This window comes from Chitinolyticbacter meiyuanensis, from assembly GCF_008033135.1.
GTDB lineage: Bacteria > Pseudomonadota > Gammaproteobacteria > Burkholderiales > Chitinibacteraceae > Chitinolyticbacter > Chitinolyticbacter meiyuanensis.
Window position 1 is genome coordinate 108862 of sequence record NZ_CP041335.1, and the last position, 24351, is coordinate 133212.

27 protein-coding genes and 1 tRNA gene are annotated in these 24351 nt (G+C 65.8%); 9 read left to right on the forward strand and 19 right to left on the reverse strand.

The window, feature by feature from the left end; all coding sequences use genetic code 11:
- Positions 1 to 4 precede the first annotated feature (4 nt).
- From FLM21_RS00370 to rplU, 4 genes are all read right to left on the reverse strand, one after another.
- Complete coding sequence (locus FLM21_RS00370; RefSeq protein WP_148713666.1) at positions 5 to 1255, reverse strand: YvcK family protein; 1251 nt, start codon at positions 1253 to 1255, stop codon at positions 5 to 7.
- A gap of 72 nt (positions 1256 to 1327) precedes the next feature.
- A complete protein-coding gene (gene obgE, locus FLM21_RS00375) occupies positions 1328 to 2479 on the reverse strand; it encodes a GTPase ObgE (RefSeq protein WP_148713667.1) in 1152 nt (383 codons plus the stop codon).
- 141 nt (positions 2480 to 2620) lie between these two features.
- Positions 2621 to 2893 (reverse strand): 50S ribosomal protein L27, encoded by a 273-nt coding sequence (rpmA, locus tag FLM21_RS00380; RefSeq protein WP_148713668.1) that lies wholly within the window; start codon positions 2891 to 2893, stop codon positions 2621 to 2623.
- A gap of 20 nt (positions 2894 to 2913) precedes the next feature.
- Positions 2914 to 3225: a 50S ribosomal protein L21 gene (rplU, locus tag FLM21_RS00385; protein ID WP_148717399.1), complete on the reverse strand. Its 312-nt coding sequence runs from the start codon at positions 3223 to 3225 to the stop codon at positions 2914 to 2916.
- A gap of 208 nt (positions 3226 to 3433) precedes the next feature.
- On the opposite strand from rplU, the gene FLM21_RS00390 reads away from it, so the two are divergent.
- The 5 genes from FLM21_RS00390 (at position 3434) to FLM21_RS00410 (ending at position 7288) form a co-directional block, all read left to right on the forward strand.
- Positions 3434 to 4396, forward strand: coding sequence for a polyprenyl synthetase family protein (locus FLM21_RS00390; protein ID WP_246120789.1), 963 nt, complete (start codon positions 3434 to 3436; stop codon positions 4394 to 4396).
- Between the two features lie 42 nt (positions 4397 to 4438).
- Positions 4439 to 4515 (forward strand) — tRNA-Pro (locus tag FLM21_RS00395).
- 92 nt (positions 4516 to 4607) lie between these two features.
- A complete protein-coding gene (locus FLM21_RS00400; RefSeq protein ID WP_148713669.1) occupies positions 4608 to 5954 on the forward strand; it encodes a beta/alpha barrel domain-containing protein in 1347 nt (448 codons plus the stop codon).
- 102 nt (positions 5955 to 6056) lie between these two features.
- Positions 6057 to 6812, forward strand: coding sequence for a substrate-binding periplasmic protein (locus FLM21_RS00405; RefSeq protein ID WP_148713670.1), 756 nt, complete (start codon positions 6057 to 6059; stop codon positions 6810 to 6812).
- A gap of 137 nt (positions 6813 to 6949) precedes the next feature.
- A complete protein-coding gene (locus FLM21_RS00410) occupies positions 6950 to 7288 on the forward strand; it encodes a BON domain-containing protein (RefSeq protein WP_246120790.1) in 339 nt (112 codons plus the stop codon).
- Positions 7289 to 7381: 93 nt separating this feature from the next.
- On the opposite strand, the gene FLM21_RS00415 is transcribed toward FLM21_RS00410, so the two are convergent.
- The 4 genes from FLM21_RS00415 to FLM21_RS00430 form a co-directional block, all read right to left on the reverse strand.
- Positions 7382 to 8689 carry an NAD(P)/FAD-dependent oxidoreductase gene (locus FLM21_RS00415; protein WP_148713671.1) on the reverse strand — a complete coding sequence of 436 codons (1308 nt, stop codon included), beginning with the start codon at positions 8687 to 8689 and terminating at the stop codon, positions 7382 to 7384.
- A gap of 163 nt (positions 8690 to 8852) precedes the next feature.
- The gene (locus FLM21_RS00420) at positions 8853 to 9794 is read right to left on the reverse strand and encodes a DegV family protein (protein ID WP_148713672.1); all 942 of its coding nucleotides are present in this window, start codon (positions 9792 to 9794) and stop codon (positions 8853 to 8855) included.
- A 148-nt stretch (positions 9795 to 9942) separates the two neighbouring features.
- Complete coding sequence (locus FLM21_RS00425) at positions 9943 to 11247, reverse strand: DUF3422 family protein (RefSeq protein WP_148713673.1); 1305 nt, start codon at positions 11245 to 11247, stop codon at positions 9943 to 9945.
- A 185-nt stretch (positions 11248 to 11432) separates the two neighbouring features.
- Positions 11433 to 12230: an inositol monophosphatase family protein gene (locus FLM21_RS00430; RefSeq protein WP_281284958.1), complete on the reverse strand. Its 798-nt coding sequence runs from the start codon at positions 12228 to 12230 to the stop codon at positions 11433 to 11435.
- A 130-nt stretch (positions 12231 to 12360) separates the two neighbouring features.
- Here FLM21_RS00430 and hemB point away from each other — a divergent pair, with 130 nt between their 5' ends.
- Positions 12361 to 13359: a porphobilinogen synthase gene (gene hemB, locus FLM21_RS00435; protein WP_148713675.1), complete on the forward strand. Its 999-nt coding sequence runs from the start codon at positions 12361 to 12363 to the stop codon at positions 13357 to 13359.
- A gap of 62 nt (positions 13360 to 13421) precedes the next feature.
- Here hemB and FLM21_RS00440 read toward each other — a convergent pair whose 3' ends face one another.
- From FLM21_RS00440 to FLM21_RS00470, 7 genes are all read right to left on the reverse strand, one after another.
- On the reverse strand, positions 13422 to 13934 hold the full coding sequence (locus FLM21_RS00440) for an outer membrane lipoprotein (protein WP_246120792.1): 513 nt from the start codon (positions 13932 to 13934) through the stop codon (positions 13422 to 13424).
- A 91-nt stretch (positions 13935 to 14025) separates the two neighbouring features.
- Positions 14026 to 14619 carry a 2OG-Fe(II) oxygenase gene (locus tag FLM21_RS00445; protein ID WP_148713676.1) on the reverse strand — a complete coding sequence of 198 codons (594 nt, stop codon included), beginning with the start codon at positions 14617 to 14619 and terminating at the stop codon, positions 14026 to 14028.
- Positions 14594 to 16666, reverse strand: a complete 2073-nt coding sequence (locus FLM21_RS00450; RefSeq protein ID WP_148713677.1) for a site-specific recombinase — start codon at positions 16664 to 16666, stop codon at positions 14594 to 14596. Before FLM21_RS00450 ends, FLM21_RS00445 begins: the two co-directional genes overlap by 26 nt.
- A gap of 10 nt (positions 16667 to 16676) precedes the next feature.
- Positions 16677 to 17531, reverse strand: coding sequence for a fructosamine kinase family protein (locus FLM21_RS00455; protein WP_148713678.1), 855 nt, complete (start codon positions 17529 to 17531; stop codon positions 16677 to 16679).
- A 121-nt stretch (positions 17532 to 17652) separates the two neighbouring features.
- Positions 17653 to 18069 (reverse strand): ExbD/TolR family protein, encoded by a 417-nt coding sequence (locus FLM21_RS00460; protein WP_148713679.1) that lies wholly within the window; start codon positions 18067 to 18069, stop codon positions 17653 to 17655.
- A 1-nt stretch (position 18070) separates the two neighbouring features.
- Positions 18071 to 18802 (reverse strand): MotA/TolQ/ExbB proton channel family protein, encoded by a 732-nt coding sequence (locus FLM21_RS00465; protein WP_148713680.1) that lies wholly within the window; start codon positions 18800 to 18802, stop codon positions 18071 to 18073.
- A gap of 103 nt (positions 18803 to 18905) precedes the next feature.
- Positions 18906 to 19241 carry an antibiotic biosynthesis monooxygenase family protein gene (locus FLM21_RS00470; RefSeq protein WP_148713681.1) on the reverse strand — a complete coding sequence of 112 codons (336 nt, stop codon included), beginning with the start codon at positions 19239 to 19241 and terminating at the stop codon, positions 18906 to 18908.
- 87 nt (positions 19242 to 19328) lie between these two features.
- Here FLM21_RS00470 and soxR point away from each other — a divergent pair, with 87 nt between their 5' ends.
- Positions 19329 to 19799, forward strand: coding sequence for a redox-sensitive transcriptional activator SoxR (gene soxR / locus FLM21_RS00475; protein ID WP_148713682.1), 471 nt, complete (start codon positions 19329 to 19331; stop codon positions 19797 to 19799).
- 15 nt (positions 19800 to 19814) lie between these two features.
- Here soxR and FLM21_RS00480 read toward each other — a convergent pair whose 3' ends face one another.
- Positions 19815 to 20759 carry a helix-turn-helix transcriptional regulator gene (locus FLM21_RS00480; RefSeq protein WP_148713683.1) on the reverse strand — a complete coding sequence of 315 codons (945 nt, stop codon included), beginning with the start codon at positions 20757 to 20759 and terminating at the stop codon, positions 19815 to 19817.
- A 98-nt stretch (positions 20760 to 20857) separates the two neighbouring features.
- On the opposite strand from FLM21_RS00480, the gene FLM21_RS00485 reads away from it, so the two are divergent.
- Positions 20858 to 21589: a glutathione S-transferase family protein gene (locus FLM21_RS00485; RefSeq protein ID WP_148713684.1), complete on the forward strand. Its 732-nt coding sequence runs from the start codon at positions 20858 to 20860 to the stop codon at positions 21587 to 21589.
- 50 nt (positions 21590 to 21639) lie between these two features.
- On the forward strand, positions 21640 to 22317 hold the full coding sequence (locus tag FLM21_RS00490) for a 4'-phosphopantetheinyl transferase family protein (protein WP_187360026.1): 678 nt from the start codon (positions 21640 to 21642) through the stop codon (positions 22315 to 22317).
- Here FLM21_RS00490 and FLM21_RS00495 read toward each other — a convergent pair whose 3' ends face one another.
- From FLM21_RS00495 to FLM21_RS00505, 3 genes are all read right to left on the reverse strand, one after another.
- Entirely contained in the window at positions 22318 to 22839 is a 522-nt protein-coding gene (locus FLM21_RS00495) for a nucleoside 2-deoxyribosyltransferase (RefSeq protein ID WP_148713686.1), read from the reverse strand. It lies immediately after the preceding gene.
- Between the two features lie 62 nt (positions 22840 to 22901).
- The gene (locus tag FLM21_RS00500; RefSeq protein ID WP_148713687.1) at positions 22902 to 23786 is read right to left on the reverse strand and encodes a phosphotransferase; all 885 of its coding nucleotides are present in this window, start codon (positions 23784 to 23786) and stop codon (positions 22902 to 22904) included.
- Positions 23787 to 23892: 106 nt separating this feature from the next.
- Positions 23893 to 24336 (reverse strand): GNAT family N-acetyltransferase, encoded by a 444-nt coding sequence (locus FLM21_RS00505; RefSeq protein ID WP_148713688.1) that lies wholly within the window; start codon positions 24334 to 24336, stop codon positions 23893 to 23895.
- Positions 24337 to 24351: the final 15 nt, after the last annotated feature.

Below are 24351 nucleotides of genomic sequence, written 5' to 3' on the forward strand. Positions count from 1 at the left end.
GGTCCTAGATCGGCTCAAGGCGGCCACGGGTCAGCGTGGCGACATCGGGGTGATCGAGTTCATCGACGGCATCCTCGGTGACGAGGGCCAGTGGCAGCTTGACGAGGTCGGCGACCACGCTCTGCTCCAGCGCCGCTTCGGCATCGCCGAGCAGCGACAGCAGCGATAATCGATAGGCGGTTTCCGGATAGCTGTCGGCCAATACGGCATCGGTCAGTGGCGCGGTGATGTCGATGTCCTTGAGATAGCTGTACAGCTCCTCGGCCAGCAGCAGCCGTTCTGCCTCCACCGCGGAAACCGAGGCAGCAAGCTCGGAAGTCGGCAGCGCGGAGGCGGTCTCGTCGGCGCGCTCGCGTTCGATCAGCTCGAACTCAGCCACGTCGAGCAGGATGTCGGAGACGGCAAAGGCCGGCTCGGGGTGATAGCTGAGCAGGTCGCGACCCAACGCAGCCAGTTGCTCCTGTGAGCGGCCACGCAACCAGTCGGCAACGTTGGTCGAGGTCAAACCGGACTGCCCCAGGTGCACACGCTGGGCGGCGAGCTCGGCCAGCCGGCGCTGGAACACGCCGGCCATGCGCAGCATGCGGCCCTGCGCCAGCGCGATGGCCTGCGCCACCTGGTGCACGGCGTGATCGGCCGTTTCGTCGGCAAGCACGCTGCGCATCACCTCGGTACCTTTCTCCACCCAGCGCCACACCGCCTCCAGTTTGGCGCGCGCGCTGCGGATCTGGAATTCGGATTGCGATTCCAGCGCCTCCTCGAAATCGCCATGCAGCTCGTTGAGCCGCGCCAGCAGGTGTTGCAGCGCTTCGGGCGCGATATTACCCACCGCCTGGCCGGCGGCGACCTGGGCAGTCAGGTAGCCGAGCTCGGCATCCCCATCGGCAAACTGCGTCAGCGTGGCAATGGCAGCGAGCGCAACTCGGCCCGGCTCGGACAACGAATACAGCGCGTTGTCGCTATCCCAGACCAGGAGGCCGTTGTCGCGCAGGCGCTTGAGCACGGTGTCGCGCTTGACTGGATTGATGTAGGCGAAGTGGCTGTCTAGCTCCTGCGGGCTCCAGCGCGGCGCATCGGCGCGGCCGCCGATCTCGCGCAGCATCAAGAGGCGCACCAGCACTTCGTCCTCGCCACCGCGGAACAGCGTGATCAGCGCATCGAGATAAGGCTTGGCACGCAGCAGTGCCGCCAGCGGGCCGAGATCGCGCGCGTCGAGCCCGGGCTGGAAGAATTCGGAGAACGTATCGGCGTGCATGGCGAGGCAGGTTAACGGCAACGGGGCGGCAAGGCCAGCCCCGTTTCACACCGGGTCACGGCGGCAATACGCTCAGTTCTCGTCGGCGTCGAATTGCTTGACCGCGTCGACGTCGTCTTCGTCGAGCTTTGGCGTCGGCGGCAGCAACGCCTCGTGCTCGCGCACCAGTGCCCGCGCGGCTTCGAGATAATCCATGATGGCGTAGGTCAGCTCGCGGCAACCTTCGCCGGTCAGGCCGGAAATGGTGAACACGCGCAGGAAGTTGGGATCGAACACCGCCAGCGGATCGGGCTGACGCTCGCTGACACCCATCGCCGAGAGGAAAGCCTCGATGCGCGCTTCGCGCTCCTCGTCGTCGACCATGTCGAGCTTGTTCAGCACCAGCCAGCGCGGCTTGCGGTGCAGCGCGTCGTCGTACTTGCGCAGCTCTTCGACGATAGCGCGCGCCTCGGCAACCGGATCGACTTCGGCATCGAATGGTGCGAGATCGACGATATGCAGCAACAGGCCGGTGCGCTGCAGATGCTTGAGGAAACGATGTCCAAGACCAGCGCCATCGGCGGCGCCTTCGATCAGGCCGGGGATGTCCGCCACCACGAAGCTGCGGTTCTCATCGATGCGTACCACGCCCAGGTTGGGATGCAACGTGGTGAATGGGTAATCGGCCACCTTCGGGCGTGCGGCCGAAACGGCAGCGATGAAGGTCGACTTGCCGGCGTTGGGCATGCCGAGGAGGCCGACATCGGCCAGCACTTTCAGCTCCAGCCGCAGCTCGCGGCGCTCGCCTTCCTCGCCGGGCGTGGTCTGGCGCGGCGCGCGATTGACCGAGCTCTTGAAGTGGATGTTGCCCCAGCCGCCCTTGCCGCCCTTGGCCAGGCAAATACGCTCGCCATCGCAGGTCAGGTCGGCGACCACCTCGCCGGTTTCGGCGTCAGTGATCAGCGTGCCGACCGGGAAGCGCAGCGTCACCTCGTCGCCAGCAGCGCCGTAGCAATCGGCACCACGGCCGGATTCGCCATCCTGCGCCTTGTATTTCTTGACGAAGCGATAGTCGACCAGCGTGTTGATGTTCTGGTCAGCTACGGCCCAGACGCTGCCGCCCTTGCCGCCATCGCCGCCGTCCGGGCCGCCGCGCGGCACGAACTTCTCGCGGCGCATGCTGGCCGAGCCCTTGCCGCCCTTGCCGGCGATCACTTCGATTCTTGCTTCGTCGATGAATTTCATAGGCCAGGCCCAGATGCGTGCCCCGGCGAGCGGCGCGGTGGCGATGTATTGAAACGAGCCCCGCCGCACGGCGAGGTTCCCTGCAATGAAAAAAGCCCTATCGCAGGATAGGGCTTTGCGAACCGGAAGAGAGGCTTAAGTTTAAGCTTCTTCGCCGGTGTACGGCAGCACGATCACGGTGCGACGCTTGGCGGCACCCTTGATCGCGTACTTCACGTAGCCGTCGACGAGGGCGAACAAGGTGTGATCCTTGCCGATGCCAACGTTCTCGCCCGGGTGGAATTCGGTACCGCGCTGACGCACGATGATCGAACCGGCCGGAATCAGCTCGCCGCCGTAAACCTTGATGCCAAGACGCTTGGCTTGTGAGTCGCGGCCGTTACGGGAACTACCGCCAGCTTTTTTGTGTGCCATGGTTGTAAGCTCCTCGCTGATTACGCGTCGATCGAATCGATGCGAATTTCGGTGTAGTTCTGACGATGGCCTTGGTGACGCTGATAGTGCTTACGACGACGCATCTTGAAGATGCGAACCTTGTCGTGACGACCTTGCGAGATCACCGTTGCCTTGATGGCAGCACCGGCCACCAGCGGTGCACCGATCTTCACTGCTTCACCGTCCGCCACCATCAATACTTCATTCAGTACGATCTGGCTGTCGATGTCTGCAGCAATCTGTTCTACTTTAAGTTTTTCGCCGACGACAACTTTGTACTGCTTGCCACCGGTTTTTACGACTGCATACATAACGAGCTCCAAAATTTGGACCGTGCGCCCCATGCGCACATCTCCCGCTTCAGCACGGGAACCGGCGACTATACGCGCAAGATGCTGCTGGGTCAAACACTTAGCGCGTTTCAAGCTCGCTTGGCCTGCCGTGCGGCACCGGCCAAGGGCGTTCTCGTGCTACCATCGCCCGTTTGTTTCTGGCTAGATTGCGGGGTCGAGCGTGACGATGGATTTCGTCAAATCGGTCGTCGGCGCGGAAATGGCGGCAGTCGATGCGCTGATCCGTGACCGGCTGTATTCCGAAGTGGTTCTGGTACGCCAAGTGGCCGAGTACATCGTCAGCTCCGGCGGCAAGCGGCTACGGCCCATCATCACCCTGCTGTCGGCACGGGCACAGGGCTATCAGGGCGAGCATCATCGCGAACTCGCCGCCGTGGTCGAGTTCATCCATACCGCCACGCTGCTACACGACGACGTGGTCGACGAATCCAGCCTGCGCCGCGGCCGCGATACCGCCAATGCACTGTTCGGCAATGCCGCGAGTGTGCTCGTCGGCGACTTCCTCTACAGCCGCGCCTTCCAGATGATGGTGAACTGCGGCTCGATGCGCGTGATGGAAGTGCTCGCGGATGCCACCAACATCATCGCCGAGGGCGAGGTGATGCAGCTGATGAACATCGGCAACGTCGATATCGACGAGGCCGGCTACCTGCATGTGATCCGCTACAAGACCGCCAAGCTGTTCGAAGCCGCCGCGCGCCTCGGCGCCATCCTCACCGCAGCCGATGTCGGGCGCGAGACCGCAATGGCCGCCTACGGCATGCACTTGGGTACCGCCTTCCAGATCGTCGACGACATACTCGACTACACCGGCAAGCAGGACGAGATCGGCAAGAGCCTGGGCGACGACTTGGCCGAGGGCAAGCCGACGCTGCCACTGATCTACACCATGCTGCACGGCAGCGCCGACGATGCCGCCATCGTGCGCGATGCGCTGCAGCACGCCCGCCGCGAACATTTCCCGGCCGTGCTGGGTGCGGTGGAGCGTGCTGGCGCGCTTGATTACGCGATGACCGTGGCGCGCCGTGAAGCCGAAATCGCGCTTACCCAGCTGGCCGGATTGCCCGACAACGAATCCACTCAAGCCCTGGTCGCACTCGCCGATCTTGCAGTGAACCGCAGCAGTTGACAGTCTGCAAAGAGGCGGCAATAATCGCGCTTCTTTGCAAGTCGGGGTGTAGCTTAGCCTGGTAGAGCGCTACGTTCGGGACGTAGAGGCCGGAGGTTCGAATCCTCTCACCCCGACCAAGATTCGAAGAAAAAGGCCGCACAGCAGTGCGGCCTTTTTCTTGCTTATCTATCCTGCATGGGCCGTTCAATCACAACAAGGAAACGCGCCCGTGTCGAACTACCCCATTCCGCCGCTCTCCCCCCAAGCCCTCGCCACCTGCCAAGCGCGCATCGCCGAGATGCAGGACAAGACCGGCACCCTGCAGCGCATCGACCCGGTGCTGCTCGATTTGTCGCTGCGCGAGCCCGCCGTCGGCATTCCGCTTGGCCATACCGTCGCCAACAAGTACGAACTGCTGGATCTCGCCCGCCAGGTCGGCTTCACCGACATCCTGCTCGGCACCTTCGATGTCAGCCTGCCCAACGTGCCGCAGGTGGACGACGTATTCGTGCAGCAGCTCAATGCGGCCGGCGCTGATCTCACCGGCTGTTTTGCCTTTGCCACCATCGGCAGCTTCGACGCGCAGGGCAACTTCCAACCCGACATCAGCATGCAGAAGCTGGTGGGCTACCGCATTCCCAACACCATCGTCGACATCGACGTCGCCAACGATGCGGTTCCGCCCACGCCCGAAGCGCGCCAGGCCTTCATCGACACGCTCGTCGCCAGCATCCAGTGGATGATGCAAAACATGCGCGGCGACCATGGCGGCGCACCGCGCATCTACATCAATTACCAGGACATGCCGGACGCCTTCTATCAGGACTGGCAATGGGTCGCGACCATTGCCGCCGTGCTGGCACAGCAGCCGGTGGCCGCCGCCACCTTCGAAGATGGACGCGGCACCAGCTTCCCGTTCCAGATCGGCGCCATGGCCGCCGTGGTGCGCGCCAACCTGCGGCCGGACCAGCGCCTGTTGGTGCACATGCACGTCGGTTGCGGCATGGAGAACGCCAATCTGATCGAGGCGCTGCTCAATGGTGCCGACGGCGTGTGGGCCGGCTTCGCCCGCGAGGCCGCCACCATCGGCCACGCGCCAAGTTCCGAACTGTTCGCCAACCTCGCCCGCATTGGCAACCAGAACATCGCCCGGCGCTACCAGCTCGACCGGCTGGTGCCCATCGTCCAGGCAATGACCCGGATCAACACGCTGCAGGCCGAGCCGGATGATTTCCCGGTGATCGGTAGCAACGCCTATCGCACCATGCTTAGCGTGTTCGAACAAACCGGCGCCAACTGGATGGACCTGCCCGCAGTCGCCATCGGCGCCACGCCCGGCTGGCGCGTCACGCCGGTCGCCAGCGACATCCCGGTGATCCGTGGCCGGCTGATCGAATGCGGTGTAACCGAACCGGTCACCGACGCCACGCTGATCGAGATGCGTACGCTGATGCGCGAGGACATGATTGCCGGGCAGCGCATCTGCTATGACGATCCGCCGCAACTGCTCGCGCTGTACCAGCGGGCACTAGAGGCCGCACCGCGTGCGGAAGCCACCCAGCTGCAGCAGGCCTGAGCTTCGACCGTGGCTCTGCCCGACTGCACGCCGGGCAGAGCACTGTTTGACAGCCCATCCGCGTTTGCCGATATAAGAAACCTGCCCAGTTCCAGAGCCATCATGCGTTTGCTGCTTGCCTGCCTGCTGTTGTGGTCTACCACGCTCCACGCTGCCGTGACCGTACGCTTTGCCTCGCTGCACTACCCACCCTACGCCGGTGCCAGCCTGCCGGAAGAGGGCGCAATGGTGGCGCTGCTGCGCGAGGCGCTGGCGCCGCTCGGCTATCGCGTCGACGTGGAGTACATGCCGTGGACGCGGGCGCTGGCCACGCAGCACGACACGCGCTATGCCGGCATCCTGGCGCTCTGGCCCCGCAGCGCAGGCGAGATGGTCGAACATGCCTTCGTTCCGGTCTTCGTCAGCCGCGTTGGCTACTTCGCGCGCAAGCCAGGCGCCGCGCCCGCATTGACCCAGCTTTCCAGCAAACGCCTGGGCGTGGTACGTGGCTACCGTTACCCGCCGGTGCTGCTGGCTTCGGGCGCCACGCTCGACTGGGCCAGCGACGACCTCGCCAGCCTGAAGAAGCTGGCAGCGGGCAGGCTGGACTACGCAGTACTGGAAAAGGCGGTCGGAACCGACCTGCTGCGCCAAGCCCTGCCACAGCAGCAGACTTCGTTGTACTGGCAGGAACCGTCCGTGGTCGAGCTACCGCTGGGTGTCGGCCTGTATGCGGATCGCCCCGGCGCCACGCTGCTGCAGCGCCGGCTCGAACAGGCGCTCAAGACGATGCGCACCGACGGCCGCTATCTTGCGCTGACCCAGCGCCACGGCGTCGATGCCTACGTGCCGCCGCCCACCGCGGCCAAGGCCCGCTGATCCAATAGCATGCAGTTTTCATCTTTTTGCAACATCAACGCCACAGAATCTGTCCCCACCTGACCCCAAGAGCCTGGCCAAAACAGTCTTTTCGGGCACAGCGCCAAATATCAACAGCATCGTCTTAGGGGACTCCGATGACCACCACCCTGACCCGCCTGGGCCTGATGACCGCCCTTGTCGGCACCCTGTTCATGACCGCCTGCGCCAGCGCACCGGAACAGAAGCCGGCTGCACCGGCCGCCGCCGAAAAGCCGGCCGAACTGAAGGACGCCGAACTCGCCGCCGCCGTGCAGGCCGCGCTGAATGCCGACGCCGAACTGGCCCCGTTTGCCCTCAAGGTCAGCGGCAAGGGCAAGGACGTGACCATCGAAGGTGCGACCGACACCGGTGAACAGATGGCCAAGGCCGGCCTGATCGCCGAACAGGTGAAGGGCGTGCAGTACGTGTTCAACAACATCATGCCGAAGAACTGATTCTTTTGATTCTTCCGCGTTGAACCGGCTGCAGCAAAACGGCGCCCCAGGCGCCGTTTTGCTTTGCAGGTGCTGCGTCGACTGCCGCGTGGCTCAGTGCAGCTTGATCGCCGGCCGCGCCACCCGGCGCAGCTTGTCGCCCATCCACAGCAGCAGCGTCAATGGCCAGCCGTGCACCGCCGCCTGGTGGATGCGATAGAGCGAGGCATAAATCAGCTTGGCGCCGCGCCCTTCCACGTAGTAGTTGCGCTTGGGGCCGACGATGGCAGCCAGGCTACCCACCGCAGTGTGCTTGCCCAGCGACACCATGATGCCCTGCGGCTTGAACACGAACGGCTTCACTTCGCGCCCGGCCAGTTTGTCCGCCAGCGCATCGGCCAACCACTCGGCTTCCTGGTGCGCCACCTGAGCCGTGGCCGGCAGCGGCTTGCCACCCTCGCCATCGGGCGCCTCACAACAATCGCCCAGCGCGAAGATGGCGGGGTCGGTCAACGTCTGCAGCGTGCTGGTCACCTTGATCTGGTTGCCGCGATTCACCTCCAGCCCGAGCTCAGCCAGCCACGGCGAGGCCTTGACCCCGGCCGCCCACACGGCGATGTCGACGGCGAGCCTGGTGCCGTCCGCCAGCACCACCACGCCGGGCTCGATCGCTTCCACCCGACGATGGGTGAATACCTGGATACCGCGCTTTTCCAGCTCGGCCGTGGCGTAGTCAGCCAGTGCCGGCGGCGCGGCAGCAAGAATGCGCTCGCCCGCCTCGATCAGCGTGATTTCCAGCCGGTCCGGCGTGAAGTTGGCGCCGTAGTGGTGCATCTCGCAGATGGTGTGGTGGATCTCGGCGGCGAGCTCCACGCCGGTAGGCCCGGCGCCGATGATGGCGATGCGCAGCGGCATGGCGGATGCGTGCGCGCTGGCGGCGAAGGTCAGCGCGAGGATACGCTTTCTCAATTTCTCCGCATCGTGCGGATTGTTGAGGAACATGCAGTTCTCGGCCGCGCCCGCGGTGCCGAAATCGTTGGCGACGGCACCGACCGCCAGCACCAGCGTGTCGTAGGCCAGTTCGCGCGCGGCAGACATCACCGTGCCTTCCTCGTCGCGCACCTCGGCAAGCTGCACGCTCCGGGCTTCGCGATCGAGCCCGGTCATGAAGCCGTATTCGAAGCGGTATCCGTTGCGCCAGGCATGGGCGAAGTAGTTGACCTCGTCCTCGCCGGTATTGAGCGCACCGGTCGCCACCTCGTGCAGCAATGGCTTCCAGATATGGGTGGGCGAGGCGTCGACCAGGATGACCTCGGCGGCGCCAGCGCGGCCGACGCTGCGGCCGAGTCGAGTGGCGAGTTCGATGCCCCCGGCGCCTCCGCCGACGATGACGATGCGATGCGGCTTGGCTGCTGCATTCATGCGTGTGCTCCAGTGTGGTTATCCGTTCCCGCAGAGCCGGCGGGGCAGCCCCGAGGCGACCTCACAAGAGGCGGCCGGGCCACGATCACGCTAAGCATGACGCAGAACCACGTGCACCGTAAGGCAATTGTTGCCGCTCAGGGCCCACGGCGTGGCCGCCGCTTCAGTCGAAGCGGGCCTCGCGCTCACTGGCGAACGCCACGGCGAGACCGCCGGTGCCGATGTTGACCGCCGCCGTGGTGCTCATCTCGGACAAGTGCAGCGCCAGCCCCTGCGCCGCGCAGGCATCGACCAGCCGGCTCCAGCCCGGCATGCCGCGCACGCGCGCCGGATCGCCGCAGTAGCTGACGCACACGGTCGGCGCCAGCAGGCCGCGCTCGATGTGCTCGCAAGCGGTGTCGAACAGCTTCTCCACGCCGGTCTCGAAGCCGCGGATGCGTCCCACCGGCTCGGTGGTGCCGTGAAAGCCACGGATGATGGGCTTGATGTCGAGCGCGCTGCCCAACAGGTAGGAAGCGAGGCCCACGCTCTTGTCGCCCTTGCGCCGTGCCTGGTTGCGCAGCTGGTTCAGGTTCTCGGGGATAAGGAAGGCCTGCGTGTACTGCTGCAGCTTTTCGATGTGGCGGATGATGTCGAGGGTGGACCGCTCCTCACGGATCAGCCGTGCCACCTCGGCCACCACCAGACCCTGGCCGGGGAACAGACTGCAGCTGTCGAACACCCGCAGCGAGAATGGGCCGCTGACACCGGCCGTGGCGCGGATGGGCTTGTAGCTGTTGAGGATGCCGAGCGAGGCCTGGGTTGCGTTCTCGTTGATCTTGCTGCGGCTCGCCATCACCGTCACGCAGAACACGTAGTCGAATTCGACCACCAGCTTGTCGAGGAACAGCGAGCGGATCTCCTCAACCGAGAGCGGCGCCGAGGTGTAATTGCCATCGCCGCGGTTCACCCACTCGTAGAACGCCAGCGTTGCCGCCGGGTTGCGATTGTCGATGAAATGCTCGTCTTCACCATGGATGGTGATGGGCAGGATCACGATGCCATGCTCGTCGATCAACGAACGCGGCAGATCGCAGCAGGAATCGGTGACGATGCCAATGCGCACGGTACTCTCCGGTGGGCTTCTGATCACGCCGGTCGGAGCCGGACGGCCATGCCCTTATCATTCAAAAGTGCCGCATTGTGGTGCAATCCGGATAAACCTTACAACCCGGTTTGAAACACTTGTTTCGCGTTGGCCCGACAAGCGGTATTCAATCGGCATGGGCAGCCAGTACCCGGCGCATCCGCCGCAATCCCCAAGCCACCGTCAGGGCCACCAATGGGATGGCGAGCGCGGTGACCAGCTCCACATTCAGCGCCACGCCAGCGCTCTTGATGCCCTTGGCGCCATAGCCGACGAGCCCGACCGCGTAGTAGGTGATCGCCGCCACCGACAGACCTTCCACCGTCTCCTGCAAGCGCAGTTGCAGCCGGGCGCGTTTGTCCATCGACGCCAGCAATTGCTGGTTCTGCCGCTCATGGGTGATCTCGACCCGTGTGCGCAGCAGGGATGATGCGCGCGCCACCCGGGTGGCCAGCACCCGCTGCCGCCGTGCCACCGATTCGCAGGTATCCATGGCCGGTGACAGCCGCCGCTCGACGAACTCCAAGAACGGCTGCACGCCCTGGATGCGTACCTCGCGCAGCTCCGCCACCCGCCGCTGCACGATCTCGTAGTAGGCATGCGCAGCCGAGAAGCGAAAATCGGTCTTGGACAGCGCGCTCTCTATGCGCGCCGCCAACTGCGTCAGCCGATTCAGCAAGGCCGGCTCGTCCTCCTCGCGCGCGTTCGACATCGCGCCGGTCAACTCCGCCAGTTCGCGGTCGGCATCGGACAGCTCGGGGGAAATGCTCTTGGCCAGTGGCAGCGCAAGGAAAGCCAACATGCGATAGGTGTCGAGCTCGAACAGCCGCTGCAGCATGCGGCCTGCCTGCCGGGCGCCCATGCCGGCATTGCCGAGCACATAGCGCGTATAGCCGTCGGCATGAATGCGGAAATCGGTATAAGCCACGCCCGCGCCGTCACCGATGCGTGCGCCGATCAACTCGTGGCCCTCGAAATACTGTGCGGAAACCGCGTCGGCCTCGCCTGGCAGATCGAGTTCCGGCAGCAGCCAGGCGTGCGCCGCGTGCAGCACGTTGCCCGGCAGTTGCGCCAGCCAGTCGGGCGGCAGCGCGGTGAGCGCCGTCTGCACGAAGGGCGCCTCGGCGCTCCGCTCGGCGATGACCGTCAGCGATGAGAACTCGGTGTGCCGCGCCCACTTGATCCGCACATCGCCCACCACCGTCGACCAATGCAGGCACCCGGCCGGGGGAGCCGGCACATTGCCCCAGGCGCAAAGCTCACCGATCAGCCACAGCTCCTGCTCGTGACTGGCGTTGCGGTGCAAGTAGGCTAGGTAGCTGGCGCAGGCCGGCGTGGCAAGCGGCTCGTAGGGCCGCGCATGCGCCTCGTCGTTCAGTTGCCGGCGCTGCGGGTGGTCGTTGAGCCGGGGAAGAGCAAGCGGCGCATTCATCGGGTCTCTCCTGCCTGGGGGCAAGACCATCATAAAGCGTCGCAAGGCATTTTTGTGCGGCGCACAAATGGCGGCTTAGCGTGCAGCGATGCCCCGAAATGGCGCATGGCCGCCGCTGATGTCAGGTCAGTGCCAAGTACGCTGCGGACTACCCACCTTCAGCCGAATGCAACGCCGCCAGCAGATCAGCGATTGGCGCGAGCCCAGGTCTTCCAGGCTTCGAACAGTGTCGGCGTGCGGCCGGCCACCAGCGAGCGCGACCACACCTTGTGACTCCAGTAGTCATCGTTCGACAACGTGGCGAAATGGCAGCCCGCCTCCTCGGCGATCAGCGCCCCGGCCGCGTAGTCCCACAGCTTCTGCGCGCCGTGCAGCACCACGTCGACCCGGCCGGCGGCGAGATAGCACCAGTCTATGGTCGAGGCGCCGAAGTTACGCAGGCTGGCGAACGGCGCCACCGTGACCACGCGCGTCGGCAGATGGCCGCCCAGCCACTTGGGTTCGACCACAGCCACGGCATCGCACAGGCCGATGTCCTCGATCACCAGTGGTAGCGGCTGGCCATCGAGCCAGGCACCGGCGCCAGCCGCCGCACAGAAGCATTCGTCCAGCACCGGCAGGTAGACCACGCCCAGCACCGAGCGGCCGCGCCGCATCAGCGCGATCGAGATCGCGAAATACGGCAGGCCGTGAACGAAGTTGGTGGTGCCGTCTATGGGATCGACCACCCACAGCCCGTCCGAGTTGGCATCCCACAGCGCCTGCTGCTCGGCCTCGCTCATTTCCTCACCCAGCACCGGGCAGGGCACCAGCTCGGGCAGCAAACGCGCCAGCGCCCGTTGCGACGCTAGATCGGCCTCGGTGAACAGCGTACCGTCATGCTTCTTCTCGCGCGCCACCGAAAGAAAGCGCGGCATGACCTCCTCGGCCGCGACGCGGCGGGCAACATCGGCAAGACGAGCGAGCAAGGCGAGATCGGACACGGGCGAGGCTTCGTTGGGTGGATGCCACCGATTGTAGCGAGGCCGGCGCGGCCTTGGTAATCGTTGCATGGGGGCGTTGCCGGCTGGCGCGCGTAGAATCTGCGCCAGATCATTGAACGGAGCCTTGCCGATGAGCCAGCGTGCCTTTCCCGCCTTTCGCGCCCGCCGCATGCGTCGCGACGATTTCTCGCGCCGCCTGATGCGCGAGCATGCGCTGACGGCGAACGACCTGATCCTGCCGGTGTTCGTGCTCGACGGCGACAACCGCGAGGAAGCCATCCCGTCGATGCCGGGCGTGAAGCGGCAAAGCATTGATCTGCTGCTCGAGACCGCTGCCGAGGCGGTACGGCTCGGCATTCCGGCATTGGCGCTGTTCCCGGTGACCGACGCCAGCCTCAAGACCGAGGGCGCCGAGGAGGCGTGGAATCCGGACGGCTTGGTGCCGCGCACCGTGCGCGCACTGAAGGCGGCATTCCCCGAGCTGGGCGTGATCACCGATGTCGCGCTCGATCCCTACACCAGCCATGGTCAGGATGGGCTCACCGATGCAAACGGCTACGTGATGAACGACGAAACGGTGGTCGCGCTGGTGAAACAGGCGCTCTGCCATGCCGCAGCCGGCGCCGACATGGTCGCGCCTTCCGACATGATGGATGGCCGCGTCGGCGCCATCCGCCAGGCGCTCGATGCCGCCGGCCATATCCACACTCGTATCCTTGCCTATTCGGCCAAGTACGCCTCGGCTTTCTACGGCCCGTTCCGCGATGCGGTCGGCTCCTCCGGCAACCTCGGCAAGGGTAACAAATACACCTATCAGATGGACCCGGCCAACGGCGACGAGGCCCTGCACGAAGTGGCGATGGACCTCGCCGAGGGCGCGGACATGGTGATGATCAAGCCGGGCATGCCCTATCTCGACATCGTGCACCGGGTGAAGGAGGAATTCGGCGTGCCGACGTTCGTCTACCAGGTGTCCGGCGAATACGCGATGCTGAAGGCGGCCAGTCAGAATGGCTGGCTGAACGAGCAAGCGGTGGTGCTGGAATCGCTGCTGGGCTTCAAGCGCGCCGGCGCCGACGCGGTGCTGACCTATTACGCGCTGGATGCGGCCCGCTGGCTCAAAGGCTGATCGCTACGCAGCATCAAAGCAAAAAGGGCAGCCTAGGCTGCCCTTTTCCGTTGCCGATCTGCTCAGAAGCTGTAATTCGCTGGCTTGGCCGCCGTGCCCTTCTGGTAGCCGCCGGTCGATGGCACTACCCGGGTGGTCTGGCCATCCGAGATCACGTCAACGCGCTGGTTGGGCACGATGGGTTGGTCGGCTTCCTGCACCACCACCATGCGCTGGCCGTTGTCGAGCGTCAGCGAGATTTCCAGCGCCTGCTTGCTCATCACGTTCTCCTCGATCTTGTTGCCCAAGAGGCCACCCAAGATGGAACCGAGGATACCGCTGACGATCTGGCCCGAGCCGCCGCCAATATTGCGCCCGGCCGCGATGCCGCCGATCACGCCACCAGCCACCGCGCCAATGCCGGTGGAATCCTGCATCTGCACTTCGCGCACCTGATCGACCACACCGCTTTGCACGGTGGCTGCGGTACGCATCTGGTTGCGCTTGTAGACGTTGGCCGAATCGCTGGTGGCGCAGCCCCCCAGCACGAGCGCGATCGCGGCGATGGCCGCCGCACATAACCGACTGATTCTCATGGCACTACTCTCCGCTTGTATACCGCCCATTCTACGACCGGCGGTGGGGTACGTCCGTGCAGCAGTTCACATCTTGCCGCCGTTGCCGCGGTCAGAACACGCCCGCCTCGCGGCGACGGAACCAGCCGGTCAGCGACAGGCGTTCGCGCGTGGCCGGTAGCACCTCATGCTCGAACCGGTCCGACAGGAAGGTCACCAGCGTGCCGCCGACGGGCAGCACATCGCGCGCACCTTCCTCGGTATAGATGCGCAGCTGGCCGCCGTGTTCCGCCACCCAGCCCTGGTTCAGGTAGAGCACGATGGTGACCACGCGCGTGTCCTCGCCGCGGTGCTGGTCAAGATGGCGCTTGTAGAAGGTGCCGGCCGGGTAGGCCGCCAGATGGCATTCGAGCCGGGCCAGGCCCAGGTAGAGCGTGCGGTTCAGTTCATCCTGCAGCGCGGCAAGCCGGGCGAGCACCGGCTGTACTGCCACGTCGTCCTCGTCCAGCCACAGCACGTCGTCGCCGCGGATCGCGGCATTCACCGCATGCCCGGCGGCGCGGCCGACCCCGGCACGGGCAAAGCCGTCGCGGCGGGCGCGGCACACGGCGGCGAGCTGCGCCGTCTCCTCGGCATCGAGAAAGCCCGGCAGCACGGCAAGGCCGTGCTCGGCCAGCGCGTCAGCGACGCAGGCGTACCCAGTCACGGGCGGTCTCCGCTAGATCGATGTCGGGCTGGCTGGTCACAGCAACCGGCAGTGCCGGCTGTTCGCGCGGTGGCAGCAGGAAATCGCCTGGCCGGGTGATGAAGTGTCGCAGGATGCGCCCGAGCAACGGGCGGGTGACACGGAAGGTGAGCTTGCGCGAGCGTAGCGCCACCCAGAGCGCGAGGCCAAAGCTGACCGCGAGGTTGGTGAGACCGATCAGGCCGATGCCCAAGAGCGAAATCAGCAGCACACGCAACGGCAGCTGGAAATCGAGCGCGACCGCGGCATAGGCGAGGTTGGCCGAGGCGAAGGTGATGTGGCGGATATCGACCGGCAGGCCGAGCAACACGCCGATGGTGCCGATGGTGCCCAGCATCATGCCGAAGTAGAAGTTACCCGCCAGTGCGCCGAGGTTGTGCTCGATATAGCCGGCGAAGCGCCGGGTACGGCTCTCGCCGACGATGCGGTTGAGCCAGGGCAGTGCGGCGATGCGCTGCGGAATCTGGTTGTAGATCGCCTTGTTGTCGTAATAGCCGGAGATCAGCCCGGCAAGGAACAGGCAGACCCCGGCAATGCCGGCATGGAATACCGCGAGGCTGGCGATCGGCGAGAGATCGTGCAGCAGATGCTGCGCCTTGGTCGCGTCGACCGGCGCACTGCCGGAGGTATAGAGCCACAACCAGGCGATCCCAAGCGCCACCGGCATGGCGACGATCACGTTGCCGAAGATGGCGATGAACTGCGTGCGCAGCACCTTCACGATCAGTACCGCCAGCTCGTCGAGATCGAGCTGCTTCTTGCCGCTCTTGGTGGTCTGCTGGTGGATGGATGCGGCGATCTTGGCGGCGGTCATCGCCGGCTGCTTGGTGGCGATGGTGAAGTGCAGCATGTGGATCAGCATGAAGCCGAGCGAGTAGTTGAGGCCGAACGCCAGGGCCTCGACCAGCAAGGGCAGGTGCATCTTGGAAGTCAGCAGCTTCAGCAGCGCCATGAAGCCGACGATGAAGCCGGCCCCGGCGGCCGACCTGAACATCGACATCCATTCGCGGCGGTTCTCCGCGATGTAGTGCTCGCCGGTGCGGCTGGCATGATCGGTCACCTGCAACGCCAGCAACTCGGTGTTCTCCGAGAACACGTCGCGGATACTGTGGCGGCGGTTCTCGGCGCGCACCAGGTTCATCATCGTGCTGAGCAGGCGCTCGGCGTGCTGGTCGCGATCGCCATCCGGATCGACCAGGTCGAGCAATAGCCGGATGCGCTCGATGTGCTGGCGGATGCGCAGCAGGTGATAGGTGAGGCTGACCGACACGCCCTGCCGCGCCGCGCTCTTCCTTACCTTGGCGATCTGTGCCTCGCACTGGTCGAGCAGCACCAGGATCTGCGCGTCGTCATCCTTGGGCAGGCCCTTCTCCACCAGCGCGGCCCGATAGCGGGCGATATACGCCTGGGTCTCGACGTTCTGGTGCACGAATGGCGATTCGAAGCGCCGGGTATCGGGCAGGTTGTGGATGATCTCCGGCTCGGTGCCGATGGCAGCGAGGCGCGTCGACAGCACCTGGATCGCCTCCAGCATCTGCAGCCGGGTGCGCACGATGCTGTCGTTGTCGGTCTCTTCCTCGAAATGCAGCGCACGGCCGAGCTCGAACCAGTGCTCGCGCGGTACCACTTCCAGCCATTCGTAGTCGTCCGCCCGATTGAACAGCGCGGCCAGCCGATCCTTCAGCGACGCCGGATTCATCACCGGCGGCAACAACCGCAGGCCGATCCGCCGGCGCAGCGTGGAAAAGAAGGTCTCGTTGGAGAGGATGCCGGTCTCGGTATAGAGCGGCACCTGCCAGCTGGTCGACAGCAGGTGCAGCAGGGCAGCACGCAAGGCGGCGCGGTAGTCCGGATGCTGCTCCAGCAGGTAGCACAGCGCCTGCACGCTGTTCACCGCGGCGCGCTGGTCGGTGGCCTTGCGTGGCCGCAGCTCGGCCACCAGTTGAGTCAGTAGCTCGAATGCGGCGTCGGGCGCCGTCTGTTTCAGTTTTGCGAGTATCGCCTGCATGTGTGTCCCGTCAGGTCGTTGCCACCACGCGGTCCACCGCATCCTGCGCCGCAGCCAGGTAGCCGTCGCCGAACAGGTTGAGGTGATTGAGGAGGTGGTAGAGCTGGTACAGCGCACGTCGGCGCGGATAGCCTGGATCGAGGGGCCAGGCTGCGTCGTAGGCGGTGCGGAAAGCGGGGCCGAAGCCGCCGAACAGTTCGGTCATCGCCAGGTCGGTTTCGCGGTCGCCGAAGTAGCAGGCCGGGTCGAACAGCACCGGCGCGCCATCGGCGAGGAAGCCGACGTTACCGGACCACAAATCGCCGTGCAAGCAGGAAGGCGGCGGCACATAGCCGGTAAAAAGCACGGGCACATGGTCGATCAACCGTGCGGTGCCGCGTAGCCGATAGCCGTTGCGCGCCGCCAGTTCCAGCTGCGGCAGCAGCCGGCGCTCGCACCAGAATGCCACCCAGTCGTCACACCAGTCGTTGGCCTGCGGCGTGGCACCGATGGTGTTGTCGCGATCCCAGCCGTGGTGCGGCCGGGTGATGCGGTGCAGCCCCGCCAGCATGCGCCCCAGCGCGGCATCGTCGCCGCGCGGCATCAGATCCAGCCATTCCAGCACCAGGAAGGCATGCTCGCCAGCCACGCCGTGGCACACTGCTCGCGGCACGCGCGCCGCGACCGCCAGTTCGGCCAGGCCCTGCGCCTCGGCCTCGAACATCGCCAGCCGGCTTGCCCGGTTCAGCTTGACGAAGTAGGCGCCGGCATCGCTCTCCACCCGGCAGGCGCGGTTGATGCTGCCGCCGCCGACACCGCGTGGTGACGCCAGCGTGACGGGGCGGCCCACGGTCTTGGCAATGGCGGCGGCGATGACATCCCACATGGCGGCTCCGGCGCTGGGCAACCGGCCCAGTGTAGCGCACGGCCACGCCATGCCTGCGGCATGCGCCCACAAAAAAGGCCGGTCCGGTCACCCGGTCCGGCCCACGCGTGCAAAGGTAGGGCTATTGCTGGTTGGGATCGGTAACGAAACCGATCTTGGTCATGCCGGCGCGTTGCGCAGCGGCCAGGGTCTGCGCCACCGATTCGTAGACGACGGTGCGATCCGCCGACAGGTGCAGCTCCGGCTGCGGCTGCTTAGCCGCCGCTTCGGCGAGCTTGCTGTCGAGCGTAGCCTCGTCGACCGGCTTGCCGTCCCAGAAGCGCTGGCCGGTCGCATCGATCGACAGCGCGATATGGTCGGGCTTGAGTTCCTGCGGCTGGTTCGCCGCGCGCGGCAGATCCAGCTTCACCTGGTGGCTGATCACCGGCACGGTGATGATGAAGATGATCAGCAGCACCAGCATGACGTCGACCAGCGGCGTCATGTTGATTTCGCTCATCACCTCATCGCCACCGTCATCGAAGCTGCCGAATGCCATCTCAGCGGCCTCCGGCGACGACGTTCAACGCCGGGGCCGGCGACGAGGCGGTGCCAACGCGGGCGCCAGTGATGAAGTAGGCGTGCAGGTCATGGGCAAAGCGGTTGAGCTGCGACAGCACCGACTTGTTGCCGCGCGCCAGCGCGTTGTAGCCGAGCACCGCAGGGATCGCTACCGCAAGGCCGAACGCGGTCATGATCAGCGCCTCGCCCACCGGGCCGGCCACCTTGTCGATGCTGGCCTGGCCGGATACGCCGATGCTGACAAGCGCGTGGTAGATGCCCCACACGGTGCCGAACAGCCCCACGAACGGCGCGGTCGAGCCAACCGAGGCGAGGATGGACAGGCCCGACTGCATCTGCTGCACGGCATCGTCGATGGCGCGGCGCAGGTTACTGGTGACCCAGTCGCTGACATTGAGCGCGCCGTGCAGGTCCGACTTGTTGTGCGCATGGTGGGCCACGGCCTCTGCGCCTTCCTCGGCAAGGTTGCGGAACGGGTTATCCGCCTTGGTTTCGCCGAGCACGGCAAGGCCGGCAGCGAAATCGCGCTGGTGCCAGAAGTCGTGGCTGGCTGCGCGGGCCTGGCGCTTCAGATTCATCAGTCGCCAAGCCTTCATCAGGATCACGCACCACGAGGCGATCGACATGATGAGCAGCAACACGGCCACGCCGCGCGTGACGAAGTCGCCCTGCGCCCAGAGCGCGGCGATGCCGTAGGGATTGTGTTCCATGGGGTGCAACTCCTTGATGCGGCAGGCAGGCCAGCCGGAAAAGCGGCATTTTAACGCGAACAATTCTCAACTTCAACGCAGCCGTCCTTCGCATCCCACCGCGTCACGCCGCGGCCACGGTGCTGGCAGTCTCCCGCGCTGGCGCAAACAGGCCAAAGTCCGGCCTCACCCCCAGCCAGCGCATGAAGGTCGGCGGATCGAAGCCATCTTCGGCATACCGGCGTTGCACCACGCCGCGCGCGGCGGCCATCGCGGCTTCACTTTCCCATTCGACGAGGGTGAGCACATTGAATTCGCCCTCCGCCTGGGTCAGCACCCGGTGCTGCACGCAGCCCGGCAGGGTGGCCAGCAGCCGGTCGATGCGCTGCAACTGGTCGAGGAAGGCAGGCAGTGCGTCGGCAGGCACGGCAAAACGATCGATGCGGAATATGGCAGTCATGGCTGGGCTCCTGGGCAAGGCGGCCGGTTGGCACGCGGTACCGGCAGCGTAGAATCTCAAGTTAACTTGAGGTCAAGGAGTGCGACGATGAATGGAGCCGAACGCACGGGCCTGCCCATGCAGCTGACCGTGGGCGAGGTCGCCCGCCGCAGCGGCGTGGCAGTGTCCACGCTGCATTTCTACGAAGCCAAGGGTCTGATCGCCAGCCAGCGCAGCAGCGGTAACCAGCGCCGCTACGCCCGCGAGGTGCTGCGGCGGGTCGCCTTCATCCGCGTGGCGCAGCGGGTCGGCATTGCGCTGGCCGACATCGCCGCCGCGCTCGCCCACCTACCCAGCTACGCCGCACCGAGCCGGGAGGATTGGCAACGGCTGTCCGCCGCCTGGCGCACTGATCTCGATGCCCGCATCGCCCAGCTCACCCGGCTGCGCGACGAACTGGACGACTGCATCGGCTGCGGCTGCCTGTCGATCGACCGCTGCCGGCTGCGCAATCCCTACGACGAGCTCGCCACCCTTGGCCCCGGGCCGCGCCGGCTATGGGTGGGCAAGGTGGAATGACGACAGGAAGGATCGCTAGGCCGCAGCCCGCAGTAGCCGCGCCGCGCACTCGCGGAGCTCGTCGTTGAGTGCGTCCGGCGCGCGGACCGAAAACTCGAACGGCAACGCGGCGAGCTGGCGGGCGAACCAGCGCAGGCTGTCGGTGCTGGTCTGCAGGCGCACGCCGTCGTGCTGCTGCGTCAGCGCGCCAACGTGGCTACCGAGTTCAGACAAAGCAGTCGCCAGATCGGTGCGCAACAGAATATCCACCGGGTGGGCGCGCTGCATGTCGGCAAAGCTCTGCTGCAGGTAACGCGCGGCATCGAAGTCGGCCGGGCGCAGGAAAGAAGCCGGCAACGGCCGGGCATCGCGGATGCGGTCGAGCCGGAAGGTGCGCAGGTCGCGACGCAAATGGCAATGCCCGCACAGATACCAGCGGCCGCGTCGGTAAACGAGGCCGTAGGGATCGACATCGCGCTCGGTCGCTTCGCCATCCTCGGCCTGGTACGCCAGTCTTACCCGTTGCTGTGCATGCGCGGCACTCGCCAGCGTGACCAATGCCGCGCCGCCCTCCGGGCTGGCGGGCGCCAGATCGAGCGTGGCGCGCTCGGTGAGCGCACGCAGCCGGGGCTTGAGCGCCGTCGGCATCACCCGTTCCAGCTTGGCCTGGGCGCTCTCGACCGCCGGGCCGGCATCGGCAAGGCCCAGCCCACGGGCCGCGGCGAGGCCCAGCGAGATCGCCAGCGTTTCCTCGTCGGTGAACATCATCGGTGGCAGCTTGAAGCCGGCGACCAGCTTGTAGCCGCCGTAGCGTCCGCGCTCGGCGATCACCGGAATGCCGATCTCCTCCAGTGCCGCGATGTAGCGCCGCAGCGTACGGCCATCCACCGCCAGCCGCTCGGCCAATTCCCGGCCGGACTGCTGGCCGTGCGCCTGCAGCAGCTCCAGCACCGCCAGCACCCGGGTCGCCGGTTTGGTCATGTTCTTTGCCCTTTCCTATTAGGGCGGAATATAGCCTATTTCGCTCGTATCTTGCGGTCATGCCGGGCCGCTGCCTGGCCATCCACAGGAGAAACAAGATGCAACCCGTACTGTTCTATGGCGTACCGCAAGGCTGCTCGTTCGGTTCCATCGTCGCGCTGGAATGGCTGGGCCAACCCTATTGGCTGAGCCGGATCGAGATGCTGGAGCACCCATGGCCCGCCGCCTACGCCGCGATCAATCCGCTGAACCAGACACCGGCACTGCTGCTGGAGGAAGGCGAGGCGCTGACCGAGAGCCTGGCCATCCTGCTGAACATCGGCACGCGCGGCATCAGCCGCGGCCTGGGGTTCTATCAGGGCACGCCGGAATCGGACCGGCTGATCGAAACACTGGCCTACCTCAATAGCGATTTCTTCGCCGCATTCGGTCCGCTCTGGGCCGCCTACGAGATGCAGGATGCGGACCACACTACGCGCGCCGTGTTGCAGCGGCTCGGCAATGCCGATGTGACCAAGGCGCTGGCCCATGTCGATGCGCTGCTCGACTGCCGGCCATGGCTCGCCGGTGAACAGCGCACGGTAGCCGATGCCTATTTCTCCGGCGTGGCCCGCTGGGCCGAGTATTTTCCGCAGTTCGATCTGGCGCGGGATTATCCCAACGTGCGGCGCCATCTGGACCGGCTGCGCGCCGATCCAGCGGTGCGCTTCGCCATGGCGATCGAGGCGGGCGAGCCGGCACAGAGCAGCGGCCAGTACCTGGGCCACCTGGCGCTCGATGCGCTGCCTGGCAAGCTGCATACTGCGCGCGCCGTCGGCACTATCGCCTGAGTGCGTGGGCGAGTGCCGCGCCAGCGGCCGCATGTCGTAACATGCACGGCATGTGGACCCTCAACGCGCTCGCCTCGCCCACGCCCGACGTTGCCCTGTGGCAATTGGACCTTGACCTCGAAACACCGTGGCAGGTCGGCTATCTGCGTGAACTGGCCGACGACGAAGGCGCGCGCGCGCTGCGCTACGTGCGCAGTGCCGACCGGCTGCGCTTCGTTGCCACCCGGCTCAGCCTGCGTCGCTTGCTGGGCGAACGGCTGGGCTGCACGCCGCTGGACGTCGGCTTCGTCCAGCGCGAGCACGGCAAGCCAGCACTTGCCGGTGGCGGGTTGGAGTTCAACGTGTCGCACACCGGCGGCCACGCACTGATTGCGATCTCCGAAACCCAGCCGGTCGGCGTCGATATCGAGGTGGTGAAGCCGGCCCGCGATACCGCAGCGCTGGCCGACAAGATCTACGCCCCGGCCGAGCTCGCCTGGCTGGCGGCGCAGGGCGATGCGGTAGGCGACTTCTACACGATCTGGTCGTGCAAGGAAGCAGTGCTCAAGGCCTGGGGTTGCGGCATTGCCGGCCATATGGCGCGGCTTTCCGCCGTGCCAGGCAAGGACCACCGAGTGGTGCTGACCTTCGACGATGCGCCACAGCCGGATACCCAGGCCTGGCTGCTGCCGGTGCCGGAAGGCCACACTGCGGCACTGGCGATCGGGCCGGCCCGCAGCCCGTTCTGATCAGCGCCCCAGCCGTGCCACCAACTGCTGCAGCGCCTCCCGCGGCGTAACGGCATAAAACGCACCGGCAGCGGCCTGCCACAGCATCAAATTGAGCGGCGCACCAAAGTCCTCGACATGCCAGCCTTGTTGATCGATGGGCCGGCCCGCGCCATCCCGGGCATGCGCGGCACGATCGAGCATGGTTGCTCCCGGCGCTGTATCGGGCAGCCACAGCCACACCGGCTTGCCCAGTGCATGCGCATAGCCGATCTCGAATGCCGTGCCGGAATCGGGCTCGCTCGCAGAGCGAAAGGCGCGCATATCCGCCAGCACCAGGTCGGCCTGTCGGATCAGGGCGCAGTTGGCCTCGAAGATCCATTGCCGCTGCGCGGCGGAATCCAATCCCTCCCGCACCGCGTTGTCGAGCGGGAACAGGCCTGTGAAGCCGTGTTCGGCGCAGGCGGCCTTGAGTTGCTCGCCCCAAGCCAGCGCATCGGGCCGGAACACACCGGGGCCGGCAAGATAGATGGACAAGGGCATGGCAGGCTCCGTGGCGATCTCGATCGCCGCACTATAGCGCGGCAAGGCGGAAGCCAACGCGCTCAGCGCGTCGCCAGCGCAGCATCGAATTCGCCGAGCTTGCGCTCGAACCAGGCCTCGTCGCGCCAGCCCACCAGCATCGCGTGCTTCACGTCGTCCCACAGGCTGAACAGCCAGCGCCGCTGTGGCCAACCGGGGACACACGGGCTGTGCGCCAGGTAGCGATTCAACAGATCAAGTTGCGGTGCCGCGTCGGGCAGGTGAAACAGATCAAGCTCGCGATGGCTGTAGCGCGCCTGCGCCGGATCGATCACGCCGGTGAGATGGCCGCTGACCGGATCCGCGAGGAAGTTCCAGGCATGACCGTCATCATGGATGAACACCGGCGGCTCGCCGGCCAGTGGGGTGATCAGCGCCGAGGCCAGCTCGCCGGTGGCCAGGATGCGGGCACGAATGGCAGCACCAAAGCCATCTGCCGTGGCCAGCCAGCCGGACAGCCGCGAGAGATCGGTGCTGAAGCAACTGGCGAAATCGGCGTGGCGCTCGCCTTGTTGGTCCTCGAACGCATCACCTTGCTGCGCATGCCAGTGCAGCAGCACGGCAACAATCTCCTCGCCGAGCAAGGCGGCGAATTCGTGCGGCACCTCGCCCGAGGGCACGCCTTCGACGTAGGTCTGCACCAGCGTCTGCGGCTCGACTTCAAGCTCGAGTGCAATGGGCTCGGGAACCGCCACCTGCATCGGCGTATGGATGCGCAAGCGCTTGAGCGACCGAGCCTCGCGCGCGGCCATGCCCTGCTGGCGGAAGGATTTCGCCATGCGGCGGCGGCCATCGGCCAGGCCCAGCTGGTAGACCTTGGCGTAGAAGCCCTCGAAGGTGGCCTGCTGCACGGCAGCCTCGCCAAACCAGTGCGGTGCCTGTTCCGCGATCCATGCTTCGGTATCCATCGGCTCTCCTTGCTGCGCTGTCACGCGTCTTTACGGCAAGGTAACGAAGGCGGCAGCCGCTGCCCAGCGATGACAAGCGGGAGGACAAAACCGGCAAAGCCGGTGCCTACTGCAAATTCACCGCGGGACGGGCGTAGTAGTGATCCCACTCGCCACTTTCGACCCACACAAAGCCGTGCCGCTGGTAGAAGCGGTTGGACGCACTCTGCCTCAGCGCGCCAACCCGCAGCGGCACGCCCTGCGCATCCGCCTCGGCGAAGATCTGCACCAGCACTGCCGCTCCAATCCCCCGGCCTTGCCAGGCCGACGCAATGTAGAGATGGTCGAGCAGCAGCAGGCCATCCGCCGGCTTCACCACTACGAAACCGACACGCTCGTCATTGACGACAATGTGGCGCGTCCGGGCCGGCTCGAAACCAGCGGCGAAGCGTTCCCGGGCACGATGTGGGTCAAAGCGACCCAGCCGCTCTAGGCTTTCCTGCATGGCGGCGATACGTAGAGCGATCAGCGCTTCGAGATCGGCAGCACACACCGATGTGAATGTGATCATCGGCAGAGTCACCGA